General features: G+C 65.4%; 22 protein-coding genes. 12 read left to right on the top strand and 10 right to left on the bottom strand.

All coding sequences use genetic code 11. The annotated features are described in order from the left end of the window. The first annotated feature begins 53 nt into the window (after window positions 1-53). From glgC to B047_RS0100780, 5 genes are all read left to right on the top strand, one after another. Window positions 54-1,316, top strand: a complete 1,263-nt coding sequence (gene glgC / locus B047_RS0100800; protein WP_018465061.1) for a glucose-1-phosphate adenylyltransferase — start codon at window positions 54-56, stop codon at window positions 1,314-1,316. A 151-nt stretch (window positions 1,317-1,467) separates the two neighbouring features. Next, window positions 1,468-2,157: a SagB/ThcOx family dehydrogenase gene (locus tag B047_RS0100795; protein WP_026234457.1), complete on the top strand. Its 690-nt coding sequence runs from the start codon at window positions 1,468-1,470 to the stop codon at window positions 2,155-2,157. Window positions 2,158-2,295: 138 nt separating this feature from the next. After that, window positions 2,296-3,870, top strand: a complete 1,575-nt coding sequence (locus B047_RS0100790; protein WP_040778744.1) for an ABC transporter substrate-binding protein — start codon at window positions 2,296-2,298, stop codon at window positions 3,868-3,870. 80 nt (window positions 3,871-3,950) lie between these two features. After that, window positions 3,951-4,958, top strand: coding sequence for an ABC transporter permease (locus tag B047_RS0100785; protein WP_018465058.1), 1,008 nt, complete (start codon window positions 3,951-3,953; stop codon window positions 4,956-4,958). 9 nt (window positions 4,959-4,967) lie between these two features. Then, window positions 4,968-5,828 (top strand): ABC transporter permease, encoded by an 861-nt coding sequence (locus B047_RS0100780; protein WP_018465057.1) that lies wholly within the window; start codon window positions 4,968-4,970, stop codon window positions 5,826-5,828. Between the two features lie 22 nt (window positions 5,829-5,850). On the opposite strand, the gene holA is transcribed toward B047_RS0100780, so the two are convergent. Continuing rightward, window positions 5,851-6,783: a DNA polymerase III subunit delta gene (holA, locus tag B047_RS0100775; protein ID WP_018465056.1), complete on the bottom strand. Its 933-nt coding sequence runs from the start codon at window positions 6,781-6,783 to the stop codon at window positions 5,851-5,853. A gap of 80 nt (window positions 6,784-6,863) precedes the next feature. On the opposite strand from holA, the gene B047_RS15955 reads away from it, so the two are divergent. Then, window positions 6,864-7,445 carry a YdcF family protein gene (locus tag B047_RS15955; RefSeq protein ID WP_018465055.1) on the top strand — a complete coding sequence of 194 codons (582 nt, stop codon included), beginning with the start codon at window positions 6,864-6,866 and terminating at the stop codon, window positions 7,443-7,445. A 54-nt stretch (window positions 7,446-7,499) separates the two neighbouring features. Here B047_RS15955 and B047_RS0100765 read toward each other — a convergent pair whose 3' ends face one another. From B047_RS0100765 to B047_RS0100745, 5 genes are all read right to left on the bottom strand, one after another. Then, window positions 7,500-8,693, bottom strand: coding sequence for a hypothetical protein (locus B047_RS0100765; RefSeq protein WP_018465054.1), 1,194 nt, complete (start codon window positions 8,691-8,693; stop codon window positions 7,500-7,502). 15 nt (window positions 8,694-8,708) lie between these two features. Beyond that, complete coding sequence (locus B047_RS0100760; RefSeq protein WP_018465053.1) at window positions 8,709-9,248, bottom strand: cytochrome P460 family protein; 540 nt, start codon at window positions 9,246-9,248, stop codon at window positions 8,709-8,711. A gap of 131 nt (window positions 9,249-9,379) precedes the next feature. After that, window positions 9,380-10,723, bottom strand: a complete 1,344-nt coding sequence (locus B047_RS0100755) for an aminotransferase-like domain-containing protein (RefSeq protein ID WP_018465052.1) — start codon at window positions 10,721-10,723, stop codon at window positions 9,380-9,382. A gap of 129 nt (window positions 10,724-10,852) precedes the next feature. After that, window positions 10,853-13,006 carry a TRAP transporter permease gene (locus B047_RS0100750; RefSeq protein ID WP_018465051.1) on the bottom strand — a complete coding sequence of 718 codons (2,154 nt, stop codon included), beginning with the start codon at window positions 13,004-13,006 and terminating at the stop codon, window positions 10,853-10,855. 88 nt (window positions 13,007-13,094) lie between these two features. Beyond that, a complete protein-coding gene (locus tag B047_RS0100745) occupies window positions 13,095-14,090 on the bottom strand; it encodes a TAXI family TRAP transporter solute-binding subunit (protein ID WP_026234454.1) in 996 nt (331 codons plus the stop codon). Between the two features lie 180 nt (window positions 14,091-14,270). Between B047_RS0100745 and B047_RS15950 the strand changes: the two genes are divergently transcribed. The 3 genes from B047_RS15950 to wecB all read left to right on the top strand — a co-directional run bounded on the left by B047_RS15950 (window position 14,271) and on the right by wecB (window position 17,399). Further along, entirely contained in the window at window positions 14,271-14,921 is a 651-nt protein-coding gene (locus B047_RS15950; protein WP_211209112.1) for a GntR family transcriptional regulator, read from the top strand. Between the two features lie 53 nt (window positions 14,922-14,974). Further along, window positions 14,975-16,189 (top strand): MFS transporter, encoded by a 1,215-nt coding sequence (locus B047_RS0100735; protein ID WP_018465048.1) that lies wholly within the window; start codon window positions 14,975-14,977, stop codon window positions 16,187-16,189. A gap of 91 nt (window positions 16,190-16,280) precedes the next feature. Next, window positions 16,281-17,399: a non-hydrolyzing UDP-N-acetylglucosamine 2-epimerase gene (gene wecB, locus B047_RS0100730; RefSeq protein ID WP_018465047.1), complete on the top strand. Its 1,119-nt coding sequence runs from the start codon at window positions 16,281-16,283 to the stop codon at window positions 17,397-17,399. Between the two features lie 46 nt (window positions 17,400-17,445). Here wecB and B047_RS0100725 read toward each other — a convergent pair whose 3' ends face one another. The 3 genes from B047_RS0100725 to B047_RS0100715 form a co-directional block, all read right to left on the bottom strand. Next, window positions 17,446-18,564 (bottom strand): MraY family glycosyltransferase, encoded by a 1,119-nt coding sequence (locus tag B047_RS0100725; RefSeq protein WP_018465046.1) that lies wholly within the window; start codon window positions 18,562-18,564, stop codon window positions 17,446-17,448. 107 nt (window positions 18,565-18,671) lie between these two features. Next, complete coding sequence (upp, locus tag B047_RS0100720) at window positions 18,672-19,298, bottom strand: uracil phosphoribosyltransferase (protein ID WP_018465045.1); 627 nt, start codon at window positions 19,296-19,298, stop codon at window positions 18,672-18,674. 312 nt (window positions 19,299-19,610) lie between these two features. After that, complete coding sequence (locus B047_RS0100715) at window positions 19,611-20,486, bottom strand: phosphotransferase family protein (protein WP_018465044.1); 876 nt, start codon at window positions 20,484-20,486, stop codon at window positions 19,611-19,613. Between the two features lie 175 nt (window positions 20,487-20,661). Between B047_RS0100715 and prfA the strand changes: the two genes are divergently transcribed. Together prfA and B047_RS0100705 are read left to right on the top strand one after the other, a co-directional pair. Beyond that, window positions 20,662-21,735: a peptide chain release factor 1 gene (gene prfA / locus B047_RS0100710; RefSeq protein ID WP_018465043.1), complete on the top strand. Its 1,074-nt coding sequence runs from the start codon at window positions 20,662-20,664 to the stop codon at window positions 21,733-21,735. A 76-nt stretch (window positions 21,736-21,811) separates the two neighbouring features. Then, window positions 21,812-22,279: an NUDIX hydrolase gene (locus B047_RS0100705; RefSeq protein ID WP_026234452.1), complete on the top strand. Its 468-nt coding sequence runs from the start codon at window positions 21,812-21,814 to the stop codon at window positions 22,277-22,279. A 7-nt stretch (window positions 22,280-22,286) separates the two neighbouring features. Here B047_RS0100705 and B047_RS0100700 read toward each other — a convergent pair whose 3' ends face one another. Continuing rightward, window positions 22,287-22,673, bottom strand: coding sequence for a YkvA family protein (locus B047_RS0100700; RefSeq protein ID WP_040778947.1), 387 nt, complete (start codon window positions 22,671-22,673; stop codon window positions 22,287-22,289). Between the two features lie 179 nt (window positions 22,674-22,852). Between B047_RS0100700 and B047_RS0100695 the strand changes: the two genes are divergently transcribed. Beyond that, window positions 22,853-24,448, top strand: coding sequence for an ABC transporter substrate-binding protein (locus tag B047_RS0100695; RefSeq protein ID WP_026234450.1), 1,596 nt, complete (start codon window positions 22,853-22,855; stop codon window positions 24,446-24,448). The last annotated feature ends 186 nt before the right edge of the window (window positions 24,449-24,634 follow it).

Raw genomic sequence — 24,634 nt, 5'->3', positions numbered from 1 at the left:
ATGTCCTATCCAGATGGCGGATTTCCGCTATGCTATTCAAAAAAGGAGGCGGGATGAGCGCTAAGTTGAAGGTCTTGGGGATGATCCTGGCCGGCGGACAGGGGTCTCGTCTATTTCCGCTCACTGCCAAACGGGCCAAACCGGCGGTTCCGTTTGGCTCGAGGTACCGCATCATCGATTTCGTGCTCAACAACTTCGTCAACTCGGGGATCTACGGCATCTACGTGCTCACGCAATTCAAAGCCCAGTCCCTCACCGAGCACATCCAGCGCCACTGGCGCTTCGGCGGCTTCCTCGACGACCACTTCATCATCTTGGTTCCGGCCCAGATGTACCGCTACGAAGAGCTGGGGCCGGTGTGGTACCGGGGTACCGCCGACGCCATCTACCAGAACCTGCACCTGATCAACAACAACAAGCCCGAATCGGTGGCGATTTTCGGCGGCGACCACATCTTCAAGATGAACGTCGCCCACATGGTCGAGTACCACAACGACACGCGGGCCGACCTGACGATTGCAGGCTACCCGGTGCCCATCGGCGAGGCCAGCCGCTTCGGCGTCTTGCAGGTAGACGAGCAGTGGCGCTTGGTGGGCTTCCAGGAGAAGCCTAAAGACCCTACCCCCATTCCCGGCAAGCCCGAGTGGGCGCTGGTGAGCATGGGCAACTACGTCTTCCGCACTGAGGCCTTACAGGAGCTGCTCGAGTACGACTCACGCGATACCGCCTCCTCACACGACTTCGGCAAGGACGTAATTCCCCACGCCCTCAAGGAGGGCTACCGCATTCAGGTCTACGACTTCAAGCGCAACCCCATCCCCGGCCAGGAAGGCCCCAACACCTACTGGCGCGACGTGGGGACCCTGGATGCTTATTTCGAAGCCAGCATGGACCTCGTCCAGGTCACCCCGGAGTTCGACCTCTTCAACCCCGAGTGGCCCCTGCGCACGGCCAACTACTTCAGTCCCCCGGCCAAATTCGTACACGAAGCGGGCAACCGAATCGGGCAATCCTTCAACAGCCTCGTCGCCGGCGGCTGCATCATCTCGGGTGGCACCGTGCGCGAGTCGGTCCTCTTCCGCCGGGTGCGGATCAACTCCTACAGCCTCGTCGAGCGCAGCGTGCTCTTCGACGAGGTCGAAGTCGGGCGCAACGCCAAGATCAGGAACGCCATCATCGACAAGAACGTCAAGATTCCCCCGGGTACCGAGATCGGCTACGACCTCGAGGCCGACCGCGCCAGGGGTTTCACCGTCACCGCCTCCGGCATCGTGGTGGTGGCTAAGAGCTTCCGCTTCACCCCGGCGCTGGTCTGAGGGTGGCTAATAGCCAAACGCAAGACGCCTTGTTCCCCCCTTAGCAAGGGGGCTTCGCGCTTGGCGTGCAGTCCTCATCTTTAGCAACGGGGTGAAGGCTGGAAATTTCTCCGTGCCTTGCGGTAGCCTGTTCGCCAGTACACCGGTACTTATGGACAAGCACCCTGGCAAACTCTTCTACCGTCTTACCCGTCTATTTCCTGGAGATGGCTTGCCAGGAGGTCGCGCGCCTGCGGCCAAGGTGTATGCCAACCCGCTGGAATCCGTAGACCTGCCCGCGCCGAGTAGGGAGGGCGGGGCCCCGGTGTGGAAAGTGCTCTCGAGGCTAGCCCCCCAGCCGCCTAAGGTGGGTTCCTCGATCAGCCAGGCCGAGATTTCCCAGCTTTTGCAGCCACTGTCGGTGCGCCGGGGCGGGCGGGGCTACCCTTCGGCAGGTGGAGCCTATCCCCTCGAGGTCTACCTGGGGGTGCAGAACCTGCAGGACACCTTCCCCGGCATCTACCACTACGCCGCCAAGTCGCACCAGCTCGAGCAGCTCTCCTCCAAGCTCAACCTGGCGGCCTGGCGCGAGGCGCTGATGGACCTGGAATCGCTCGAGCAGGCTGCCGTGTTCCTGATCTTCACCGCCGTTCCCGACCGCAGCGAGGCGGTGTTCGGGCTGCGGGGCTACCGCTACGCGCTGCTGGAAGCGGGTTACGCGGTGGGCGAGGTGATGGTGGCGGCGACCGCGTTGGGCCTGCAGGCCTACCCCGCCGAGACCTTCTACGACGAAAACGTGCGCAGCCTGCTCTCCCTGCCCGAGGGGGAGTACCCGGCGGTGGTGCTTTTGTTGGGGCGATAGCTGGGCGGGTTCCGACCAGGCCGCACGGTGTTTCGTGGGCTTCTGGTGGGTAGCGCCCACCATCAGGCCGGTGAGAACATCTTGACCCCTCGATGAGAGGGGCTTAGTCTATCGCCATGACTAAAGGAGGGATGGCGTATGTGGCGTAAATTCCAGCGTTTGGCAAGCCTGGGAGTCGTGCTGGGCACTCTGGTGGTGGCCCAGGACCGCACCAGCACCTTGATTTACGGCGGAGACTGGTCTGACCTGATCACCCTCGACCCGCAGGTGGCCTACGAGTTTTCCGGCGGTCTCATCACCGACAACCTTTACGAGACGCTGGTGAAGTTTGAGGGGGCCGATCTTTCTACCCTCAAGCCGGGTTTGGCTGAAAGCTGGAAGGTTGAGCGGGGGGGCGACTCCTGGGTCATCACCTTTAAGCTGCGCAAGGGCAGCAAATTCTCCACCGGGCGCGAGGTCACCGCCAAGGACGTGGTCTTCAGCTTTGACCGGGCCATCCAGCTCAAAGGGCCCTCCTCCTTTCTCTTCACCGACATCGCCCAGCTCAAGGTGGGGGGTACTCGCGCCGTAGACCCGTACACTGTCGAGGTGCGCATCCCCAAGACCGCTTCGCCTGGCTCCTTCCTCAGCATCCTGACCTTCAATATCGGTGGGATTGTCGATAGCGAAGAGGTTCAGCAGCACGCCAAAGGTGGCGACTTCGGCAAGGAGTGGCTGACCAGCAACTCCGCCGGCTCAGGGCCTTTCCGCCTGGTGCGCTGGGACCGGGGTTCGCAAGTGTTGCTCGAGGCCAACCCCAACGCTCGGATCAAGCCCAAGCTGCAACGCATCATCATGCGCGAGATCAAGGAGCCCACGGTGCTGCGCACCGCGCTCGAGTCCGGTGAAATCGACATCGCCGAAGGCCTTACCCCCGAAGCCCTCAAGGCCATCGCCGCCAACCCCCGCTTCAAGACCCTCAAGGCCGACAGCTTGCGGCTGAACTACCTGGGCATGAACGTCAAGCCCGGCAGCCCCTTTGCCAACCCCAAGGTGCGCGAGGCCATGCGCTGGGCGGTTAACCAGGACGAACTGGTCAGCGGCTTGGTGCAGGGTAATGGCGTCAAGATCCAGACCATCATCCCCAAGGGCTTGCTAGGCTACAATGGCGCCCTACCCTACAAGTACGACCCGGCGCGCGCCAAGAAGCTGCTGGCCGAGGCGGGCTACCCCAACGGTTTCGAGTTCGAGCTGCTCACCAGCACGGGTTTGTGCGGAGGCGGCATCCCCTGCCAGGACATCGCTGCCAAGATTCAGAGCGACCTCGCCAAAGCCGGCGTCAAGGCCAACATCAAGGCCATCGCCAACGCCGAGGCGCTGAAGATCTACCGCGCGCAGAACCACCAGGTTTACCTGGGCGGCTGGAGCCCCGACTTCCCCGACCCCGACGGCAACGCCACCCCGCTCGCCGACTTCGCCGCTAAGAGCTTGGCCTGGCGCAATGTCTGGGACGACGCCACCGCTTCGAAGCTGGCTAACCAGGGCTCGCTCGAGACCGACCCCTCCAAGCGGGCCACGCTGTACAAGCTACTCACCGACTATGTGCTCAAGAGCGGCCCCTACGTCGTCCTCTATCAGCCCTCCATCCCGCTGGCCTTCTCGGCCAAGGTCGAGGGGTACGTGCGCAACGCGCAGGGTCAGGTGCGCTTCGAGAACATCAGCAAGCTGCCCTGAGGCAGGGCCCTTGGGGACGGGTGTCGGGCTGAGGGAACGCTTTTCCCGCCTCCCGACGCCCGAAACCCTTAAACCCCATCATGCTTTCCTACATCGTCCGCCGTCTCTTCTTCGTAATCTTCGTGGTCTGGGGAGTCACCTTCGCCACCTTTTTCATCGCCCAGGTGGTGCCCGTGGACCCCGCCATCGCCGCGCTGGGCGAGAACGCCCGCGAGGAGCAGCTCCAGGAGTTCCGCGAGCGCTATGGGCTGAACAAGTCCAGGCTCGAGCAGTACCTCATCTACATGGGACGCCTGTTCTCGGGCGACCTGGGCCAATCGCTGCGCACGGGACGAGCGGTAGCCGAGGATTTGCGTGAGTTCTTCCCGGCCACGCTCGAGCTCTCCCTAGCTGCTTTTCTGTTCGCGGTGCTGCTGGGCATTCCGGCGGGAATTCTAGCGTCGCTGTTCCCCAACCGCCCTCCCGACGTGGCGGTGCGTATCCTAGCGCTGCTAGGTGGTGCTACCCCAGTTTTTTTCAGCGCGGTCCTGCTGCAGTTCCTGCTGGCCCAGCGCCTCGACCTTCTGCCCGTTCAGGGGCGCTTGGATGGCTTTCTCTTCCCTCCGCCCCGCATCACCGGCATGATGGGTCTTGATGCCTTGCTGGCTAGAGATTGGACAGTTTTCCTTGACTCGCTCAAGCACTTGATCCTACCGGCCTTCGTGCTGGGGATGTTCTCGGCAGCCATCCTTGCCCGCATGACCCGTGCGACCATGCTCGAGGTGCTCGCCCAGGACTACATCCGCACCGCCCGGGCCAAGGGAGTGGTGGCTTCCGCGGTGATCTTCCGCCACGCCCTCAAGAACGCCTCCCTGCCCATCCTCACACTGCTGGGCAGCCTACTGGGGGGCCTGCTCTCGGGTGCGGTGCTGACCGAGACCATCTTTAGCTGGCCCGGCATTGGGCGCTACGTGACCCAGTCGGCCACCAGCCTCGACTTTCCTGCTGTGATGGGCGTGACGCTGCTGGTGGGGCTGGTTTACGCCCTGGTCAACCTCGTCACCGACCTGCTGTATGCCTTCCTCGACCCCCGCATCCGCTACACCTAGAGGACCCCGATGGCTGCTGCTGTGAACGCCCTCTCCGACCGCCGCTCCCGCCCCTTGCGGCGCTTTTTGCGCAACCCTGGCGGCTTGCTGGGGCTAGCACTGCTGGTGCTGCTTTTGCTCACAGCTTTGCTGGCCCCGCTCATCGCTCCCGACCCCATCGAGCAGAACATCCTCCAGCGGCTCAGCCCGCCCTCGAGCGCCCACCTCCTGGGCACCGACCAGCTCGGCCGTGACGTCTGGGCACGGGTGGCCCACGGCGCGGTCATCAGCCTCAAGGTAGGCTTCGGGGTGGTGCTGCTGTCGGTGCTCATCGGGGTGGCGATCGGGCTGATGGCGGGGAGCTTAGGCGGGGTGTGGGACAACCTGCTCATGCGCCTGACCGACATCTTCTTCGCCTTCCCCTCCCTGATCCTGGCCATGGCCATCGCGGCAGCGTTGGGTCCCAACCTGAGCAACACCATCCTGGCCGTGGCGCTGGTGAGCTGGCCGGTCTACGCGCGGTTGGTGCGGGCCAACGTGCTGGCCCTGCGCGAGCGAGAGTTTGTGGAGGCCGCCCGGGCGCTGGGCGTACCGCAGTGGCGGCTGATGCTGCGCCACCTGCTGCCCAACACCCTAACCCCCGTCTTCGTGCAGGCCAGCTTCGACGTCGGCGGAGCCATCCTCACGGCTGCCGGCCTCTCCTTCGTGGGCTTCGGCGCCCAGCCGCCCATCCCCGAGTGGGGCGCGATGGTCTCCGAGACCCGCAGCTACATTGCTGAAGCCTTCTGGGCTCCTACTGCCCCCGCCGTGGCGATTTTGCTCACGGTGCTGGCTTTCAATCTCCTGGGTGACGCTTTGCGCGACGTGCTGGACCCGCGGGCGAATGCTTGAGGAGCCGAAAACGCGAGGCCCCTCAACGCTTAGCAGCCAACGCCAGCAGCCCGCTCACGGCGCGCTCGAGCGCCAGCCGGGGGTCGCCGCCGGTCTTGGCGGCCTGCTCGGCCTCGAGCAGGATCTGCAGGGCAGCGTTGACGGCGTGGCTCGAGGTCTGCTTGGCGAGCGCCAGGGTTTGCTTGGCGGCGAAGGGGTGCATCCTAAGCAGGCTGGCGGCCTCGCCTTCGCCCAGCAGGGGCTTCTCCTGCAGGTAGGCCCAGGCCCGCGCCAGCTTGCTGTACTGCCAGGAGAGGGCCCCCAGCGTGCGGATGGGGTCCTCGCCGCGCTCCATCTGGTTTTGCAGGTGCTTGAAGGCCGCCGTCTCCTTGCCCTCGGTGACGGCCCGCACCAGGTCGAAGCCGGAGAGGGGGGGCTCGAGCGCCACCACCGCTTGCACCTTCTCCAGCGTGAGGGGCGGGTTGAGTAAGGTGAGCTTGCGCAACTCCTGGTCGAGGGCTTCCAGGCCGTAGGCCGGGTTCTCGTAGCTGCCCTTACCGCCGATGAGGCTCCCCAAAAAGTTGGCGATGGCGGCGGGCAGCTTGAGCTCGTAGAGGCGGGCGCGGTTGGTCACCCACTGGGCGAGTTCGCGGGGTCCTGGGGTGGGGCTGTCGCGCTTTTGCGCGTGCTCGCCGTACCACTTGCTGCGGGCGGCGGTGGGGTGGGGGTCGAGCAGCAGCACCAGCGCGTCCTGTGGGAGCTTCTCCAGCACCTCCCGCAAAGCCTTCCATTCGCCCTCGGCTACCTCGCGCAGGTCTACGAGCGCTCCGCTGGGTCCGAAAAGCCCCCCACTGGCCTCCTGGGCCACCAGCCCCGGATCGGGCGGCAGCAAGCGGGGGGCCAGGCCCTGAAGCTGAGCTTCTTGCAGCAGGGCTTCTCGAGCCAAAAACGCGTCGCCGGTAAACACCTCGATCACAGCCTCTCCAGTCTAAACGGGCCCCGCCCACAGCGCCCAATGCCATCCGTCGCTCATAGGAAGCCGGTAGCCTGGAAAGGATGCATCGCCGGGTTGGGATCGCTGTGCTGATCGTGCTGGGGCTAGGTGTTGCCGCTTACCTGGCCGCCTTGGGCTACATCGTGCGCAACATGGATCGCAGCACCCTTCAGCAGGCCGACGTGGCGCTGGTGCTGGGCTCGAGGGTCTATCAAGGCGGGCAGCTCAACCCCTGCTTGGTAAAGCGAGTGGAGGAGGGGGTCGAGGTGGTGCGGCAGGGCTGGGCCCGCTGGTTGGTGCTCTCGGGTGGGGTGGACCCTGAAGACGGTGCCATCGAGGCCGAGGCCATGTCCTCGATCGCGGGGCGATTGGGTTTGCCCTCGGAGCAGATCGTGCTCGAGCCCAAAGCCCGCTCCACCTATCAGAACCTCCGTTTCACCCAGCAGCTCATGGAACAGCGCGGCTGGAAGACCGTAGTGATCGTGAGTGAGCCCTTCCACCTCCCCAGGGCCGCCCTGATGGCCCGCCGGTTGGGGCTCGAGTTCGCCCTCGCCCCTTCCCCCCACTGCCCACAGAACCTACCCGCCTTCCTCCGCGAGCCCCTGGTGCTGCTGTACTACGCCTTACGGGGTTGGAAGGGGTGAGGGCGATTAAGAGACCTACGACCTCCGCCTGGTGTCATCGGCCCGTCTACAGCTCTACAGCCCCGCCCACGCCTTCCCGCTCCACCGCGCCACGAACACCTTGCGCTGCCCGTCCTTGCCCTCGTGCCACGCCACGAGGGGCCGGTCGTCGGGGCCCATCGCCAGCGAGAAGGCCGCGGCTTCGTTGGTGCTCACCGCCGGGCCCAGGCGTACCCACTGTTTGCCGTTCCAGCGCGCCACGCGCAGCTCGAGCCGCCCCGCGTTCTCCAGCCAGCCCACCACCGGGTTGCCCCTGGCGTCGAGCACCACCTTGGGCTGGGAACCGCCGCCGCTGAGGGCGTTGACGCTCTGACCGAACTGCACCCAGCGTTTGCCCTCCCAGCGCTTGACGTAGACGTTGTAGCCCTTGCCGCCCCCAGCCTCGTGGTAGGCCACCACCGGGCGGTCCTGGCGGTCGATGGAGATGGAGACCCCGGCGGCGTAGTTGTAGGGGTCGGCGTTGAGCGAGTTGCCGAAGGGGATCCAGCTCTTGCCGCCCCAGGTGCCCGCGTACACGTTGAACCCCAGCGGCCCCTCGCCCTCCTTGTAGAGCTGGATGCTCCAGGCCAGCACGGTCTGGCCCTTGGAGTTCACCGCGATGTCCCTCGAGCGCGACGAGCCGCTGATGTCGCTGCTGAGGGAGCCGTTGTCCACCGTCTGCCACTCGAGGCCGGTCCAGCGCTCGACGTACACGCTGTCGCCGTTGAAGTCGGGGGTCATCTCGCTCCACTGCAGGTAGGGGTTGCCCTGCGGGTCGAGGGCCATGCGGGGGATGTCGGAGGTGGTGAGGGGGCTGTTGCTGGGGGAGTCGCCCAGCGCCTGCCAGGCCTGGCCGTCCCAGCGCGCGGCGTAGAGCTTGCCGTTGCCCGCGAGCTTGCCCTGGAACACCGGGTTCTTTTCGGTCCAGGCGGCCACCGGCTGGCCGTCGGGGCCCACGCGCACCAGCGCGTAGGAGGCGTTCCAGGCGGCCTCGCGGTTGAGCGCCCCGCCCAGCCGCTTCCAGCCGGTGCCCTCCCAGCGGCGCACGTAGGCCTTGTAGACCCCGCCGGTCCTCTCGACCCAGGCCACCACCGGGCGGCCCTGCCGGTCGAGGTCGAGCGAGGGCTGCACCGCGTCCTGCGCGGGGTCGAAGTTGACCAGCGTGGGCGCGGCGGCGGCGAGCGAGGCCAGGGCGAGCAGGCCGGAGGCTAGGAAGAAGGGTGTGCGCATGGTTCTCCTTTCGCTCTAGAAGAGCTGGCGGCCGGGCTGTTTGCAGAAGCTGCGCTGCACCTCGCCGCTGCGGGCGAAGGCCTGGAGCTGGGGGTAGCTGAAGAGCATCTCGGTGGTCAGGGCGGTGCGGTGGCACTCCAGGCAGTCGCCGGGCACCTCCGCGCCGGGCTCGAGCTCACCCGTCCGGGGGTCGAAGGCCCCGAAGCGCCAGGAGGTGAGGCTGTCCTGACCCTCGAGCCGGGTCATGGTGTGCACGTAGGACTCGTCGGAGGCCCGCACGAAGAAGCCGCCCTCCCGAACGAAGCCGCCCCGGCCGTTGGGCTTGGCCTGGTGCAGATCGATGAGCACCACCGTTCCCGGCGGCAGCGGCTGCCCCTTCCGCACGGCCTCGAGGGCCTCCGGCGCGATGTAGATGTCGCGGATGAGCCCGTCGACGCGGTCTACGGTGGCGTAGCGCACCAGCCGCGTCTTGTAGTCGCCGAGCCCGGTCTCCTGGGCCAACCCCGCCAGGAGCCCGCCGATCAGAAACGCCAGCCCCAGTGTCCGCTTCAGCATCGATCCCACACTCCATCAGAGCAGCACGGCGTTTCGGCCGCGTTTGCGCGAACCGGACGAGTAACGCTCAAAGCCCCGATCGCTGTATTTGAGTAACGATACTCCAGGATTTCGCGCCCAATGATAACACGTCAGCCTCGAGCCCGCAGGGCCTCGGCCAGCCGGTGGATACCTTCCTCGAGGCCCTCGGGGGGCACGGCGGCGTAGCTCAGGCGCAGGAAGGCCCCCGACGGCTCGCCGGGGAAGAAGATCCGGCCCGGGAAGACCTGCACCCCGGCGAGCATGGCCCGCCTCGAGACCTCCGCGTCGTCCCAGCCCTCGGGCAGGCGCAGCCAGAGGAACACGCTGCCGGTGGGGATGCGCCAGGGCCTTAGCTGGGGCAGGGCCTGACGAAGGTGCTCGAGGGCGCTGTCTCGGCGGCGGCGCAGCTCGGCCTGCAGGCGCTGGAGGTGGGCGCGGCGCGAGGGGGAGGTCAGCACGTCCACCGCCACCTCCTGCAGCAGCGCCGAGACGAAGTGGTCGTCGAGCACCCGCAGCGAGCGGATGCGCGACCCCGCGGGGCCCTTGGCCACCACGGCGGCCACGCGCAGGCCGGGGGCGGTGGTCTTGGAGAAGGGCCGCACGTAGACCACCCGGGCGGGCTCGAGCGCCGCCAGCGGCGGGGGGGCTTCGCCCTCGAAGGTCAGGCCCCGGGCGTAGTCGTTCTCCACCACGAAGGCCCCGGCGGCCTCGGCCACCCTCAGCACGGCCCTGCGGCGCTCGGGGGAAAGCATCGCGCCGCTGGGGTTGGCGTGCAGGGGCTGGCAGTAGAACACTCGGGCCCCGCTCTTGGCGAAGGCCTCCTGCAGCAGGTCGGGCTGCACCCCCACGGCCCCGGGGTAGGTGGGCGACTCCATCAGGACGGGGCTGCCGGGGGCGGCCAGCGCCCGGAACACCGTCGAGAGGGCGGCCTGTGCCCCGGGCGTGATCTGCACGTCGCGCGAGGTGACGCCCGCGCCGAGCTCGCCCGCCACCACGCTGCGCAGGCTCTCCAGGCCCTCGGCGGGGGCCCAGTCCCACACCTCGAGCCGCCGCGCCACCCGGCGGGTGGCGGCCTGGATCTCCTTCAGCGCCGTGAGCGAGCGGTCGGGGTAGGCCTCGCCCAGCGGGATCATCCCGGCCTTGGCGGGCACCATCAGGTCGCGGATGCCCGCGGTGGGGTCGAACCGCTGCCCCAGCGCGACCTCCTGCCAGCCGTAGTCCTCCTGCGCGGGCCTGCGCTCGGCGACGTAGGTCCCGCTGCCGGGCCGCACCACCACCAGCCCCTGCTGCGTGAGCTGGCTGAGCGCCTTGTTCACCGTCACCGGGCTCACCCCGTAGCGCGCGACCAGCTCGCGCACGGTGGGCAGGCGGGAGCCGGGCTCGAGCGCCCGCAACTGCTCCTTGAGCTGCTGGGCCAGCAGGTGGTGGGCGGGCTGGGGCGAGCGCGAGGCCATCTCGGTTCGAAGCTACCACAACGCCGAAGGGGCAGCGCGGCGGCTACCCCCTCGGGTGTCGTTGAAAGCGCCCGTGACCGTCGCGGGCCAGCGGCGACCGGCTATGGGCTACCGACGACCACACGGAGCCTAGTCCGCCGCCTGCTGCGAAGGCTCGGTCCTGGGCTCGGGCCGCGCCAGGATGAAGAACCACAGCAGGCCCAGCCCCCCGGCCACCAGGTTGACGTACCAGTACGGCGTGAAGCAGGCCACGCCCAGCACGCCCAGCACCCAGCTCTCCCAGCGCTGCAGGGTGCGGCGGGTGTAGCCCACCGTGGCCGCCGAGAGGAAGATGATCCCCACCCCCACCGAGAGGAAGCGCTCCCCGATGATCCCCCACTTCTGCGCCAGGCTTAGTCCCAGCGTGGCGTCCTGCAGCACCGGCAGGATCAGCAGCCCGGTCCCCGCAAAGGCAAAGAGGAAGAAGAAGCCCACCAGGTACTTCGACAGCGCCACCCGCGCGGCGTAGATCCCGGTGACCAGCGGGTTGGTCTTGAACACCGAGGCCGAGGCGTACGCGGAGAGCGCTACGGGTGGGGTTACGTCGGCGAGCACCGCGTAGTAGAAGAGGAACATGTGGGTCGCCAGCAGCGCAGCCCCGGAGGGAATCCCGTTGGCCTCGGCGATCTTGACGATGGCCGGGGCGGTGAGGGAGGAGGTGAGCACGTAGGTGGCGGTGGGGGGGATCCCCATGCCCAGGATCAGGCTGAAGACCGCCGTCACCGCCGTGGCCAGGAGCAGGCTCTCGCCCGAGACCTGCCCTAGGAAGATCGAGAACTTCGAGGGCAGCCCGGTGATGACCATCATGGCAAAGATCAGGTTGGCGGCCACGATGGCCGTGCCGATGGGGATGAGCTGGCGGAAACCCTCGGCCAACCCGTCCAGGATGGGCATGAGGCTCCTGGGGCGCAGGGTGGGATCGAGGTAGGTGATGAGCACGAAGGCCAGCATGGCCAGGCTTACCGCTGTGCTGACCTCGAAACCCCGGTAGAGCATGACGATGATGAGCAAGATGGGCAAAAAGATGGTGCTGTAGCGCAGGATGTAGCGGCGGCGGCTCATCTCGAGCTCTGCCCCCACCGGCGGCAGCTTGGCCTTGCGGGCGTAGAACTCGTTGAAGGCTAGCACTGAGAGCAGATACAACAAGCAGGGCCCGATGGCCATGATCACTACCGTGAGGTAGGAGATTTGCAGGATCTCCACCATCACGAAGGCGATGCTGCCCAGCACCGGAGGGGTGATGAGGGCGATGGTGCCCGAGGTAGCCACTAGCCCTGCCCCGATCATTCGGTCGTAGCCTGCGCGCTCATATAGTGGCTTGGTCAGCGTGGCTACGAACTGGGTGTCGGCAGCGCCTGAGCCACTGAACATGCCCATGAAGACCGAGGCTATCCCGGTGGCCCGCCCGGGGGTCATGGGGGTGCGCCCCACCATGGCCAGAGCCAGGTTGGCCACGATGCGGCCAAGGCCCAGCGCCCCGATGAGGCCCGAGAGGATGGTGAAGTAGACGAGGTACTTGGCCGAGACTCCAGTGATCAGGCCGTAGATGCCCGCCTCGGTCTCGTTGTAGGTCTTGCCCAGGATCAGGTCGATGCCGTTCTTGGCTCCGCGGAAGGTGCCGGGCACGTACTGCCCGTAGAGGTTGTAGGCCAGGAAGATCAGCACCAACGAGGGCATCACCGGGCCCAGCAGGCGATAGACCAGCCCCAGCACCAAGACGATGATGCTGAAGGACATGGCCATGTCCCAACCCGCTGGAATTACCGCACGGTAGACCAGCTCCTCATAAAAGCGAATTTGGTAGAACAGTGGGGCGATGCTCAGCAAGGCCGCCAGGATATCGGCGACGCGCCCCAGGTTGGGCAACAGCGCCGGCAGCACCGCCAGGGCCCAGGCCAGCGTGCCCACCAGCTTCCCGGCCAGGGGGATGTTCACCCCGGTGACGTTGGGTACCCAGAAGGTATAGAGAAACACCAGGCTCAGCAGGGCGAAGACCCAGCTTCCCAGGGTGCGCTTGTGGGGGGTCTGGCGGGCGGTAATGAGGTAGCCGGCGAACATCAGGAAGAACACGTGCACGGCCCGCTCGAGCTGCACGATGTCCAGGATGGAAATGTCCGCCTTCGAGAGCGGGGTAAAGGGGTGGATGACCAGGTAGATGCTGTACAGAGCAGCCGCCAGCAGCACTCCCCAGAGCACCCACCCCAAGGGGGTTCTCTTGCTTGACCTGTCTTGAGCTAGCTCCATAGCGCCTCACTCATTTGGGCTTTTAGGGCAAAGCTCCCTGGCTGTTGGGGTACAGGCAGGGAGCTTGGGCAAATTGGGGGACAGAGGCTTACTTGATAGCCCCTGCTTCTCGCAGGTACTTAAGGGCTCCAGGGTGGAAGGGGATGATGGTCTTGGCCGCGTAGAGGTCGACGGTGTTCTTGAGGGTAGTGTCCCGGGCCGCCGCCGTGGCCGTGACCAGGGTATTGAGGTTGCCGAACACCGTCTTCACGATGGCCGCGGCCAGGTCCTCGGGCATGGAGGCCGGGCACAAGAAGACGTTGCCGGTGAACAGCGCCGGGACGTTGGCGGCGGTGCCGTAGACGCTGGCGGGCACCGTGCCGGTGCTGACGATGCCGGGGAAGCGCTTGAGCAAAAGCTGAGCGGTGGTGCTGTCCTTGGTCACGGGGATCAGGCGGATCTTCTTGCCGGTGCGGGCTAAGGACTGTCCAACCTCCACCACGCTGGCCGTGGGTACGCCTCCGACCCAGAAGTACGCGTCGATGGTACCCTCTGCCAGCGCCTTGGCACTCTCGGCGGCGGGCAGGCGCTCGCGCTTGGCGAAGCTCTCGGGTTTGACGCCGGCGCCTTGCAGCACCAGCAGCGCCAGGTTCTCGGTCGAAGAGCCCGGCTGGCCGGTGGAGACCCGCTTGCCCTTGAGGTCTTGCAGCACCTTGATCCCCGATTGCTCGGTGGTGACGATGTGGATGAGGCTGGGGTACATGTAGAACATGATGCGCTGCATGTCGGCCTTCCTCTGGGCGAAGCGCGGCTCCTGGCCGGTGTAGGTCACCAGGGCCGAGTCGGTGGTGGCCAGTGCGCAGTAGTAGGTGTTGGAAGCTGGGTCGGTGCGGTCGCGCAACAGCAGCAGGTTATCGTACGAGCCGCCGGTCTGCTGGGCGGTGGCGTCGGCCACGCCGGACTCGGTCAGCAGCTTGGCAATGGCCTGTCCATAGAAGAAGAACACCCCTCCCGTGCTGCCCGTGGGGATCACCACGCGGGGTTTTTGCGCCAGTGCAGTGCCCGCCAGCACCGCTGCAGCCAAGATCAACCATACTCGTTTCACAAGATCACCTCCGGGGTTGATTCGCGATTGTACCGAGGATTGCACTCGATACTTCAGGCGAAGCGTTGCATAGCTTTGCAACTTAGCGAGTGGATTATAAGCATGTTGCATGTAAAATGCAAACACAGCTGTTCTCGCATGGATCCCTAAGATGCCGGAGTGTCCTGTATGAGCTTCCCTATGCTGCCCCCCAGCGAGCGCGTGGTCGATACCGTGCGGGAGACCTTGCGCGAGGCTATCCTCGCAGGCCGCTTGCTTCCCGGCCAGAAGCTCAGCGTGCCCGAACTGGCTCGCCAGATGGGTGTTTCACGTAGCCCGGTGCGCGAAGCCATCCTACAGTTGGTCGCAGAGGGCCTGGCAGTCGAGCGCAGCCGCCGGGGAGTGGTCGTGGCCAAGTTTAGCATGCGCGATCTCCGCGAGATCTACGAGATTCGCGAGGTACTCGAGACCCTCGCCGTGCGACTCGCCGCCCAGCGCATACGCCCCGAGCAGCTGCGGGCGATGTGGGCGGTGCTGGAACAGCAGCACCAGGCCATCGAAAGCCACAATCCCCAGCTCTACAGCCAGACCAACCAGCAGTTTCACACCCTCATCAGCCAAAGCAGCGGCAACCCCCGGCTGCACCGCATCCTCGCCCTGCTTTTTGGCGAGATGCAACTGGCCTTCCGTACCCTTTCCCACAGTCCAGCTCACACCATGCGCGGCCACCAAGAGCACCGTCAAATCGTCGAGGCCCTCGAGGCTCGCAATCCCTGCGCTGCCGAGGCCGCTATGCGCGTGCACCTCACCAATACGCGCCTCGAGATCGACCGCCTCAGTCGGGTGTACTGAGATATGTGCCCTGTCTCCGCCACGGGGAGAGGGGTGTGGCTTAGCATTGGGTCGTGCTTGCACTGGCTTTGCTGCGCGACCCCCGATACCGCAACTACTGGATCGCTCTGTTCATCTCCCAACTCGGAACCTGGATGCAGGCCGCCGCTCAGGGTTGGCTGGTGCTCGAGCTCACCGGCAGCGCCGAGCGTTTGGGCTTGGTGATGGTCTGCCAGTTTCTGCCCTCGCTGCTGCTCTCCCTGCCTGCGGGCGTCCTGGCCGACCGCTACCCTCGCCGCAACCTCCTCCTGCTCACCCAGGGTGGGATGGCGCTTCTGGCAGGGTTGATGTCCTTGCTGATCCTCACCGACCTCATTCGCTACGAATACGTGCTGGTATTTGCCTTTGCGTACGGCGCCTTCAACGCCATTGACCTGCCCGTGCGGCAATCCTTCACGGTGGAGCTGGCCGGGCGGGAACGCTATCCGGGGGCTATCGCCCTCAACTCCTTCGGCTTCAACGTCAGCCGGGTGACCGGTCCTGCGGTAGCGGGCTTGCTCATCGCTGGCTTCGGGCTGGGTTGGGCCTACCTGCTCAACGCTCTTTCCTTCGTGATCATGCTGGTGCTGCTGCTGCGGACCGCAAGCCGCAGCAGCGAGCCGGTTCACGGCAGCGCCCTGCAGCAGGCCCTCGAGGGTCTGCGTTACGTGTGGCATGAGCCCTTGGTGCGGCAGGTGGTGCTGACGGTGGGGTTGGCGAGCCTGTTCGGCATGAACTTTCAGACCTTGGTTCCGGCTTACTCGAGGCTGGTGCTGGGCCTCGATGCCCAGGGCTACGGCTTCTTGATGTCGGCAGTGGGGGTGGGCGCCATTGCGGCGGCCCTGCTTCAGGCCCTCACCTCCCGTGCCCGCCCCATCCGTACCCTGGTGGGCTCGGGCATCTTGGCCCTCTCGCTGGCCCTGCTGTTTTTGCCGCTGCCGCTGTGGGGGGTAGCCGTGGCGCTGGCGATTTGTGGCTTTGGTATGATCACCACCCTGGTCAACGCCAACACCACCGTGCAACTGCTGGTGCCCGACCGCCTGCGGGGCCGGGTGATGTCGGTCTACTCGATGGTGCTGCTGGGGGTGGCCCCGGTGGGCGGTTACCTCACCGGCTCACTGATGGACAGCCTGGGTGGACGCGTGGCGAGCCTGGTGCTCGCGGGGCTTCTGGTGCTCTCGGCTTTGTGGCTCTCGCGCCGCCCCTGGCCGCGCATGGTAGAAGGCCAGCCGCGCTCGGTTGGCAACTAGAGCGGCTTTCCACGAATACCGCTGCGCCTGTCTGGGCTAAACGCAAGGTGCCAGGTGCCCAAACGATATTGCGATAGACTTGCACAAGCTTATGAAGCGCGTCGTCCTCGCTTTTGGAACCCGGCCTGAGGCCACCAAAATGTCCCCGGTCTACCACGCCCTCCGGGAAATACCCGGCCTCGAGCCCGTGGTGCTGCTCACCGGGCAGCACCGCGAGCAGCTGCTCCAGGCCATCTCGCTGTTCAATGTGCCAGCCGAGCGCAACCTCGACGTGATGACCGAGCGCCAGACCCTGCCCGAGCTGGCCGCGCGCATCCTGCCCCAGGCGGCCCGCTCGCTGCGCGAGCTGGAGGCCGACTACGTGCTGGTACACGGCGACACCCTCACCACCTTCGTGGTGGCCTGGGCGGCTTTCCTCGAGCGCATCCCCGTGGGCCATGTGGAAGCGGGGCTGCGCAGCTTCAACATGGCCGAGCCCTTCCCCGAGGAGGCCAACCGTCGCCTCACCGATGCCCTCACCGATCTCGACCTAGCTCCCACCCCCCTGGCCAAGCAAAACCTCTTGGCCGAGCACAAGAACCCCGAGCAGGTGCTGGTCACCGGCCAGACCGGCATCGACGCGGTGCTCTACGCCGCCAAGGTGGGTCAGCTGCCCGAAGGGGTGCCGGAGCACAAGCTGGTGACCGTGACGTTGCACCGCCGCGAAAACTGGGAGGTGCTGAGCGACCTGGCCCGTGCCCTCGCTAAAACCGCCCACGACCACCCCGACTTCACCTTCGTCTTCCCCGTCCACCTCAACCCGGTGGTGCGCGAGGCGGTGTGGCCGGTGCTGGAACGCGTGCCCAACTTCCGGCTCACCGACCCGCTCGAGTACGGCCCCATGTCGGCGCTGCTGGGCAGGAGCGAGCTGATCGTGACCGACTCGGGTGGCTTGCAGGAGGAGGGAGCGGCCTTGGGAGTGCCGGTGGTGGTGCTGCGCAACGTCACCGAAAGGCCTGAGGGGGTGGAAGCGGGTATCCTGCGACTGGCGGGCACCGACCCCGAGAAGGTTTACCAGGTGGTCACGGGGTTGCTCGGCGACGAAGCCGAGCGCAAAAGGATGGCCTCGGCCAAGAACCCCTACGGCGACGGGCAGGCGGCCAAGCGCTGTGCGCAGGGCGTGGCCTGGCGGTTGGGACTGGGCGAGCGCCCAGACGATTGGCAGCCCTAGCCACGGCATGTGAACCTTGCTTTGGGGGTTGGAGGCGGGGAGATTTTCAAGCTGAAGGGATCTGGCCCTCGAGCTGTCTCTCCTCGCGCCATACTGCCCGCAGTTTGCGCCAGACGGTGAAGGCCAGCAAAGCCGTGGTTCCCAGCGCCGAGGTAACGACCACTGCTAGGGACACGCTGGGCTGAACGATCATCGCGAGGATATTGAAGGCCAGCGTCAGTACCCACAGCACCAGCGTCGTACGCCGCTGCGACAGGCCCCTGGCCAGCAGGATATGGTGGATATGGTCCTTGCCTGGCGTGGACATGGGATTTTGCCGCCGGAGCAAGCGACGCACGATCACCCGCGCGGTATCGAAGATGGGCAGCAGCAGGAAGAGCGCGGTGGGAACTAGGGAGAACACCGTCGTCACTTTCAGGCTGCCCAGCAGCGCGGTAGCGGCCAGCACGTACCCGAAGAAGTAGGCCCCGGCGTCGCCCATGATGATTTTGGAGGGGTGGAAGTTGTGCCGCAGGAAGCCCAAGGCCGCTCCGCTCATGGCGGCGAGCACCAGCGTCGCAGCAGCCCAGCGGGGGTCTTGTGCCGAGACGGCCAACAGGCTCATCGCGGTGATGTAGCTGATGCCCCCCGCCAGCCCGTCCACCCCGTCCATGAGGTTGATGGCGTTGGTGATACCCATGACCCACAAGACCGTCAGGAAGGTGCCCAGAAAGGGGTCGAGCGCGGTGCCGAAGGCCGTGTCGAAGCGGATGCCCACCGCCACCAGCAGCAAAGCCACCAGAAACTGCACCACCAGACGGAAGACCGGCGGTAGGCTGAACTGGTCGTCGATGAAGCCCACCAGCACCAGTATCGATCCGCCCAGCAAGATGGCGAGCACCTGAATCTGTACCTGCTGGATCAATATGGGGTTGAGCGCGGTGGCTACGATCATCGCCGCGACTACTCCGGCATAGATCGCCAGCCCTCCGGCATTGGGCAGGGGTTCTTTATTGAGGCGACGGGCATTGGGCTCATCGGCCCAGCCCACCTTGAGGGCGAAGCGTCGCACGCTGGGGATGAAGCGCCAGGTGATGACCCAGGCCACCAGGAAGGTGAACACCACCGTGAGCCAACCCGTGCCGGTGGGCTGGGCAATCCCTATGGACTTGAGAAAATCGATCATGACCTGACCAATAGCTTATCGCTGATGGCCGAATAGCTGGTAGCTCGCCGAACGCGAGGGGTCGTACGTCTTACGTCCCTTTGGCAATCGACCATCGATCATTGGCGTCACTTCGTGCCGTAGATCCGGTCTCCGGCGTCACCCAGACCCGGCACGATGTAGCCGTGGTCGTTGAGGTAGTCATCCACGGCGGCGACTACGATGTCTACGTCCGGATGGGCTTTCTCGACCCGCGCCACTCCTTCGGGAGCGGCGATGATGCTCATGAGCTTGATGTGGGTTGCCCCGCGCTTCTTGAGCACATCGATGGCGTGAACTGCGCTGCCTGCGGTCGCCAGCATGGGGTCAGTGAGGAAGACCCGGCGGCCCCCGATGTCCTCGGGCAGCTTGGCGTAATATTCGACCGGATTGAGCGTCTGTGGGTCGCGGTAGAGCCCGATGTGCCCGACCCTGGCCGCCGGGACCAGCTTGAGGATGCCATCGACCATGATCAACCCGGCGCGCAGAATGGCTACCAAGGCCAGCTTCTTGCCCGAGAGCATGTGAGCGGTCATGGTGGTGAGGGGGGTTTCGATGGTGACGGGGTCAAGCTCGAGGTCTCGCATGGCCTCGTAGGCCATGAGCATCGAAACTTCCTCCATCAGCTCGCGGAAGTCCTTGCTTCCGGTATTCTTGTCGCGCAGGATGGCCAGTTTGTGCTGAACCAGCGGGTGATCGACGACGGTCAGCTTCATCTGGAAAATCGTAACACTGATGCCGCTCGAGTCGATAGTCGATGGTCGCTGGGGCATGCGGCTGTAGACGCTATTCGCGGGGACTGCGCTTGGTGCACCGTCGCACCGGATTCGCGCTGTCCCTTCCCTGCCAGGGTAGGGTGGGGTGAACTGCGGGGTACAGGTGTCTCTACGATGCTGTACTTATACCAGATTCGGTCAGTTCGTTCCCGAATGGGAACGAACTGACCCGACCGAAGGGAGTGCTCTGGGATTCAAAAAGATAGCCTCTGAAGGTCTTTGGTTTGGGTGATTATCTTTTTGAATCCGGTATTAGAGCTCGGGGAACTCCCAGTAAAAGCGCAGAGCCTTGGGCATTTTCTCGGCTACTGCTGCCTCGAAGCCCCCTGGATCGTTGGTGCGGAACCAGTGCATGTCGTGCAGGTAGGTCAGGGGGACCCAAAAGCGCAGGCGCGGCCAGAGCGTGGCGGCGTCGGGGTAGCCCCGGACGATGAAGCGCAAGGCCGCGAGGGCCTGTTCTTCGCCCAGCAGGTCGAGGGTTCCGGTGGTGAGGATGGCTAGGTCGCGGGCGGGGTCGTCGGGGCAGGCCCGCACCCAGTCCACCAGGAAGGCCGCCGGAACGCCAGGGAGCGCCCCGGGGTCGCGCAGCAGGACATTGCCCGCGTGAGGATCGCGATGACAAAAGGCCTGTGGGGTGCCCGCTACCTCCTCGAGCTGCCCCTTCAGTCGCTCCACCAGCGCCTGTGCTTCACGGAGGTCGTGCAGGGTACCTCCAAACTGCTCTAGCCGGGCCTCCAGCCGCTGTCGGCTGACCACCCCCATCTCGGGGATCTGGTGCAACTGGCAAAAGAACTCCTGCAGGCTCTTCAGCGCCTCCGGTGTGAAATTTTGAGGCTCGAAGTTGTGCCCGGGAAAGCGCCGGGTGACCAGGATGCCGTGTCCGTCGAGCTCGAAGGCCTCGACCACCCAGGTCCCCAGGCCGGCCTTGCTCATGTTGGCGGCCTCGAGATGGGCCGCGTAAGCCCCGGCGGGCTGGTGGGGCCAGGCGGGCTTGGGACCGTAGATCTTGCACACCAGCCCGTCGGTGCCAAAGGTACGGGCCTCGCTCCCCTGGGTCAGGGGCCGCAGCGGGTGGCCGAAGCGTTGCTCGAGCTGGTGCAGCAGATCGGTCACGACGGCACTCACCATACCAGGATGTGTCGATAGTCGGTAGCCAAAGCCACAACCATCAGCGTTTAGAGCGCTTCCCCTCAGCCGAAATCGGCCATGCTGGCAAGCTTCCCGTGGAGTGCTTGGTCATCAGTCATCGACATTGATCCGAAGCATACTCGCCCGGCGGGCGTGGCGGTATCCTGAGGGGTATATGTTGGAGAAGCTCAATCAACTCGAAGATGAGTATCGGCAGCTCGAGGCCAGCCTGGCCGACCCGGCTGTGCTCTCGGATCAGGCCCGGTACCAGCGCATGTCGCGACGATATGCCGAGATGGGCTCGCTCGTCGAGCTCATCCGCCGCTACAAGAAGGCCCTGGAGGATCTGGAGGGGGCCAGGAGCCTGGTGTTCGACCCCGAGATGGGCGAGGTGGCCAAGGCCGAGGTAGCCGAACTCGAGGAGCGCATCCCTCAGATGGAGAAGGAACTCGAGGTGCTGCTCCTGCCCAAAGACCCCGTCGACGAAAAGAATGCCATCGTCGAGATTCGCGCCGGTACGGGGGGGGAAGAGGCCGCGCTCTTTGCCCGCGACCTCTACGAGATGCTCACGCGCTACGCCCAGCGCCTGGGCTTCCAGACTGAAACCCTCGACTCCCAGCTCACCGACCTGGGGGGGCTTTCCAAGATCTCCTTCGAGGTGCGGGGGCCTGGAGCCTACGGGGTCTTCAAGTATGAGTCGGGGGTTCACCGGGTTCAGCGGGTTCCGGCCACCGAGACCCAAGGCCGCATCCACACCTCCACCGCTACCGTAGCGGTGCTGGCCGAAGCCGAGGAAGTGGATGTGAAGATCGACCCCGCCGACCTCGAGATCACCGTCTCCCGCGCCAGCGGACCCGGAGGGCAGGGTGTAAACACCACCGACAGCGCGGTGCAGGTGCTGCACAAGCCTACCGGGATCATCGTCAGCTGCATGGAGTCGCGCAGCCAGATCAAAAACCGGGAGAAGGCCCTGACCATCCTGCGCTCGAGGCTCTTGGAGATCAAGCGCGCGGAGGAGGCGGCCAGGTTGCGGGAAAACCGCCTGGCCCAGATCGGTACTGGCGAGCGCAGCGAGAAGATCCGGACCTACAACTTTCCCCAGTCCCGCGTGACCGACCACCGCCTGGAGGGCGAGGATAAGAACCACGACCTCCACACCGTCATCGGCGGCGACCTCTTCGAGTTGCACGCGGCCTTGCGCAGGGCCGACCAGGAACGTCAGCTCGCAGCTTTGACCGAGCGGGTTTAGAAAGGGGTGAAGCGATGACGGTGAACGCTGGGTTCACCCCGTGGCTCCTTTTACGAGGGGCGCCATGAGCGCCGGGTTGCGGCGTGAGCTGCTGGTAGCGGCGGCGATCCTGCTGGACAAGCAGGGAAGGGTGCTGCTGGTTGCCAACGACTGGAACCGCCGGGGCCACGTGCGCTACACCCTGCCGGGAGGCGCGGTGGAGGCAGGGGAGAGCCTTCTGGAGGCCGTAGCCCGCGAGGTGCGCGAGGAAACCGGGTTGCGCGTGCGCAGCATTGAACACCTGGCCTATGCCGTGCAGATCGAGGATGCCCGCAAGGCTGAGCGCACCATCGCCATGGCTTTCAGGGCCAGCTACGACGGCTTGCTCAACCCCCGCGATCCCGACGGACACATTGTCGAAGCCCGCTTCTTCAGCCCCGAGGAAGTGGCGCAGAAGCTCGAGGAACACCGCCCCCTGCGGGAGCCGCTGCTGGACTACCTGCGCGGGGAGCGGGGTCGTTTTTACGTGTATCCGAGTTGGGGCGGGGAAGGGTGGAAGGTTTGAGCGCGGGTCAAAGGGGCTGGCCCTCTTGGTCGCCAAACCACTCGTTGACTTTCCGCCGGGCTTGCTCCTTGACAGCGGGGTTGATGTAGGCCGCGACGGTACCCACGGCGACCGTGAGGACCGTTAAGTCATCGGTGTAGCCTACCCCCACCAGGATGTCCGATATGGCATCCACCGGAAGGATGAAGTAGGCCAGGGCACCCAGGATGGCGCGCTTGGCCCAGAGTGGGGTTTCCGGGCGCTGATAGGCGTAATACAGCCACAATGCCTTTTCCACTACCTCGCGGCCTGCCTTGCGGGCGAAGCGTCGGACTTTGTCCCAGAACGAAGGCTCGCACAGGCGCTCGGTGGTCTCGAGCTTGGGGGGAGAGAAGAGCCGGATTTCTTCAGCCATGCCTGGATCCTCCATGCGCAGTGGTCACTGGCACCATCGTAGCAACTCCGAGAGGGCAGTTGCCTTTACTCAAGCCCTGTGTATACTCTTGGCGTAGTCCAAACCACGCCTCTTCCGTCGCCTGCACGTCCATGGCGATGCGGAGCGGGGGGTTTCACGTGGTGAAAGGAGTGTGAGGTATGAGACGTCAATGGCTGATGGCCTTGGCCCTTAGCGCCCTTGCGAGCGCCGGTCTGGCCCAAAAGACCTTGGTGTTCGGGCACGAGGGGGAGCCGGTCAACCTCGAGTCCGGCAACATCACCGACGGGGTTTCGATTTACGCCCAGCGCCAGATTTACGACACCCTCGTAGACTTCAAGCCCGGTTCCACCGACCCCGTGCCGGCGCTGGCTACGAGCTGGTTCGCCTCGCCCGACGGCAAGAGCTGGACCTTCCGCCTGCGCCAGGGCGTCAAGTTCCACGATGGCACCGACTTCGACGCCAACGCCGTGCTCTTCAACGTCAACCGCTGGTGGGATCCCAAAGACCCCACCCGCATCCAGGGCGGAGCCAACTACGAGATCTGGGGCGAGCTGTTCGGTGGCTACAAGGGTACCAACGAGAGCTTCCTCAAGAACGTACGGGTAGTGGACAAGTACACCATCCGCTTCGACTTTGGCGCTCCCATCCCCTACTTCCCCGTAGCCATCGGTTCGGGCTACTTCGGCATCGCCTCGCCCACGGCCATCAAGGCTCAGGGCGCGAAATACGGCACTCCGGCGGGTGGCGCGGTGGGCACAGGCCCCTTCCGCTTCAAGGAATGGCGGGTGGGGGATCGCTTGATCCTCGAGAAGAACCCCAATTTTTGGAGGCAGGGCCTTCCTAAGGCCGACGCCCTGGTGATGCGCTTCATCAAGGACCCCGCTGCCCGTCTGGCCGAGCTGAGGGCTGGCTCCATCGATCTGACCATCCAGATTCCCCCGGCCAACCTGGGCGCCATCGAGGCCGATCGCAACCTCGACCCGGTCCTGCGTCCCTCCTTCAACGTGGGCTACCTGGCCCTCAACCCCGCCTACAAGCCCCTCTCCGACGTGCGCGTGCGTCAGGCCATCGCGATGGCCATCAACAAGAAGGCCATCGTGCAGGCCTTCTGGGGCAAGCTGGGCGAGACCAACGGCCACTTCACCCCCAGCTCCTTCAAGACCTACTGGTCGTCGGAAGTGACCGACTACGAGTACAACCCCACCAAGGCCAAGCAGCTCCTGGCCCAGGCGGGCTACCCCAACGGCTTCGACCTCGAGTTCTGGTACATGCCGGTCTCCCGCCCCTACTTCCCCACGCCTAAGGAGATCGCCGAGGCCATGGGCGCCGACCTCTCGGCCATCGGGATCAGGGTCAAGTTCCAGACCAAGGACTGGGCCACCTACCTCAACGACCGCAAGGTCGCGCCCGGCTTCCAGGCCTACATGCTGGGCTGGACCGGTGACTACGGCGACCCCTCCAACTTCTTCGACCCCCACTTTGCCTCGCCCATCACCGACCTCTTCGACAGCGCCGGAAAGCCGCTCGACGTGAAAGAACTCAACGCCCTTCTGGCCAAGGGCTCGAGCTCTTCCAACCAGGCCGAGCGCATCCGGATTTACCAGCAGGCCGACAAGATGGTCTTCGACCTGGCCCTGCGCATCCCCATCGTTCACAGCCAGCCCTTGAACGCCAAGCGCAAGAACATCAGCGGCTGGGTGCTCTCGCCGCTGGGCAGCGAGAGCCTCGAGAACGTCGACAAGAGCGGTTTGTAAACACCGTTTGAGGGGCTCAGAGGGCGGGAGTACTCCCGCCCTCTAATACCGGATGCAAAAATATACTCTGCAAAACCAAAACCCAGAGGCTATCTTTTTGAATCCCAGAGCACACCCCTCCCTGACGGTTGACCGCCCCGCCTTGGCGGGGCGGCGTCACCATTCGGTGACGAACTAACCGAATCT

Origin of the sequence: Calidithermus timidus DSM 17022, assembly GCF_000373205.1 — a bacterium.
In the GTDB taxonomy this organism is placed as follows: Bacteria; Deinococcota; Deinococci; order Deinococcales; family Thermaceae; genus Calidithermus; species Calidithermus timidus.
The sequence above is the reverse complement of the archived record's forward strand: the minus strand, read 5'-3'. Positions and strand labels throughout refer to the sequence as shown.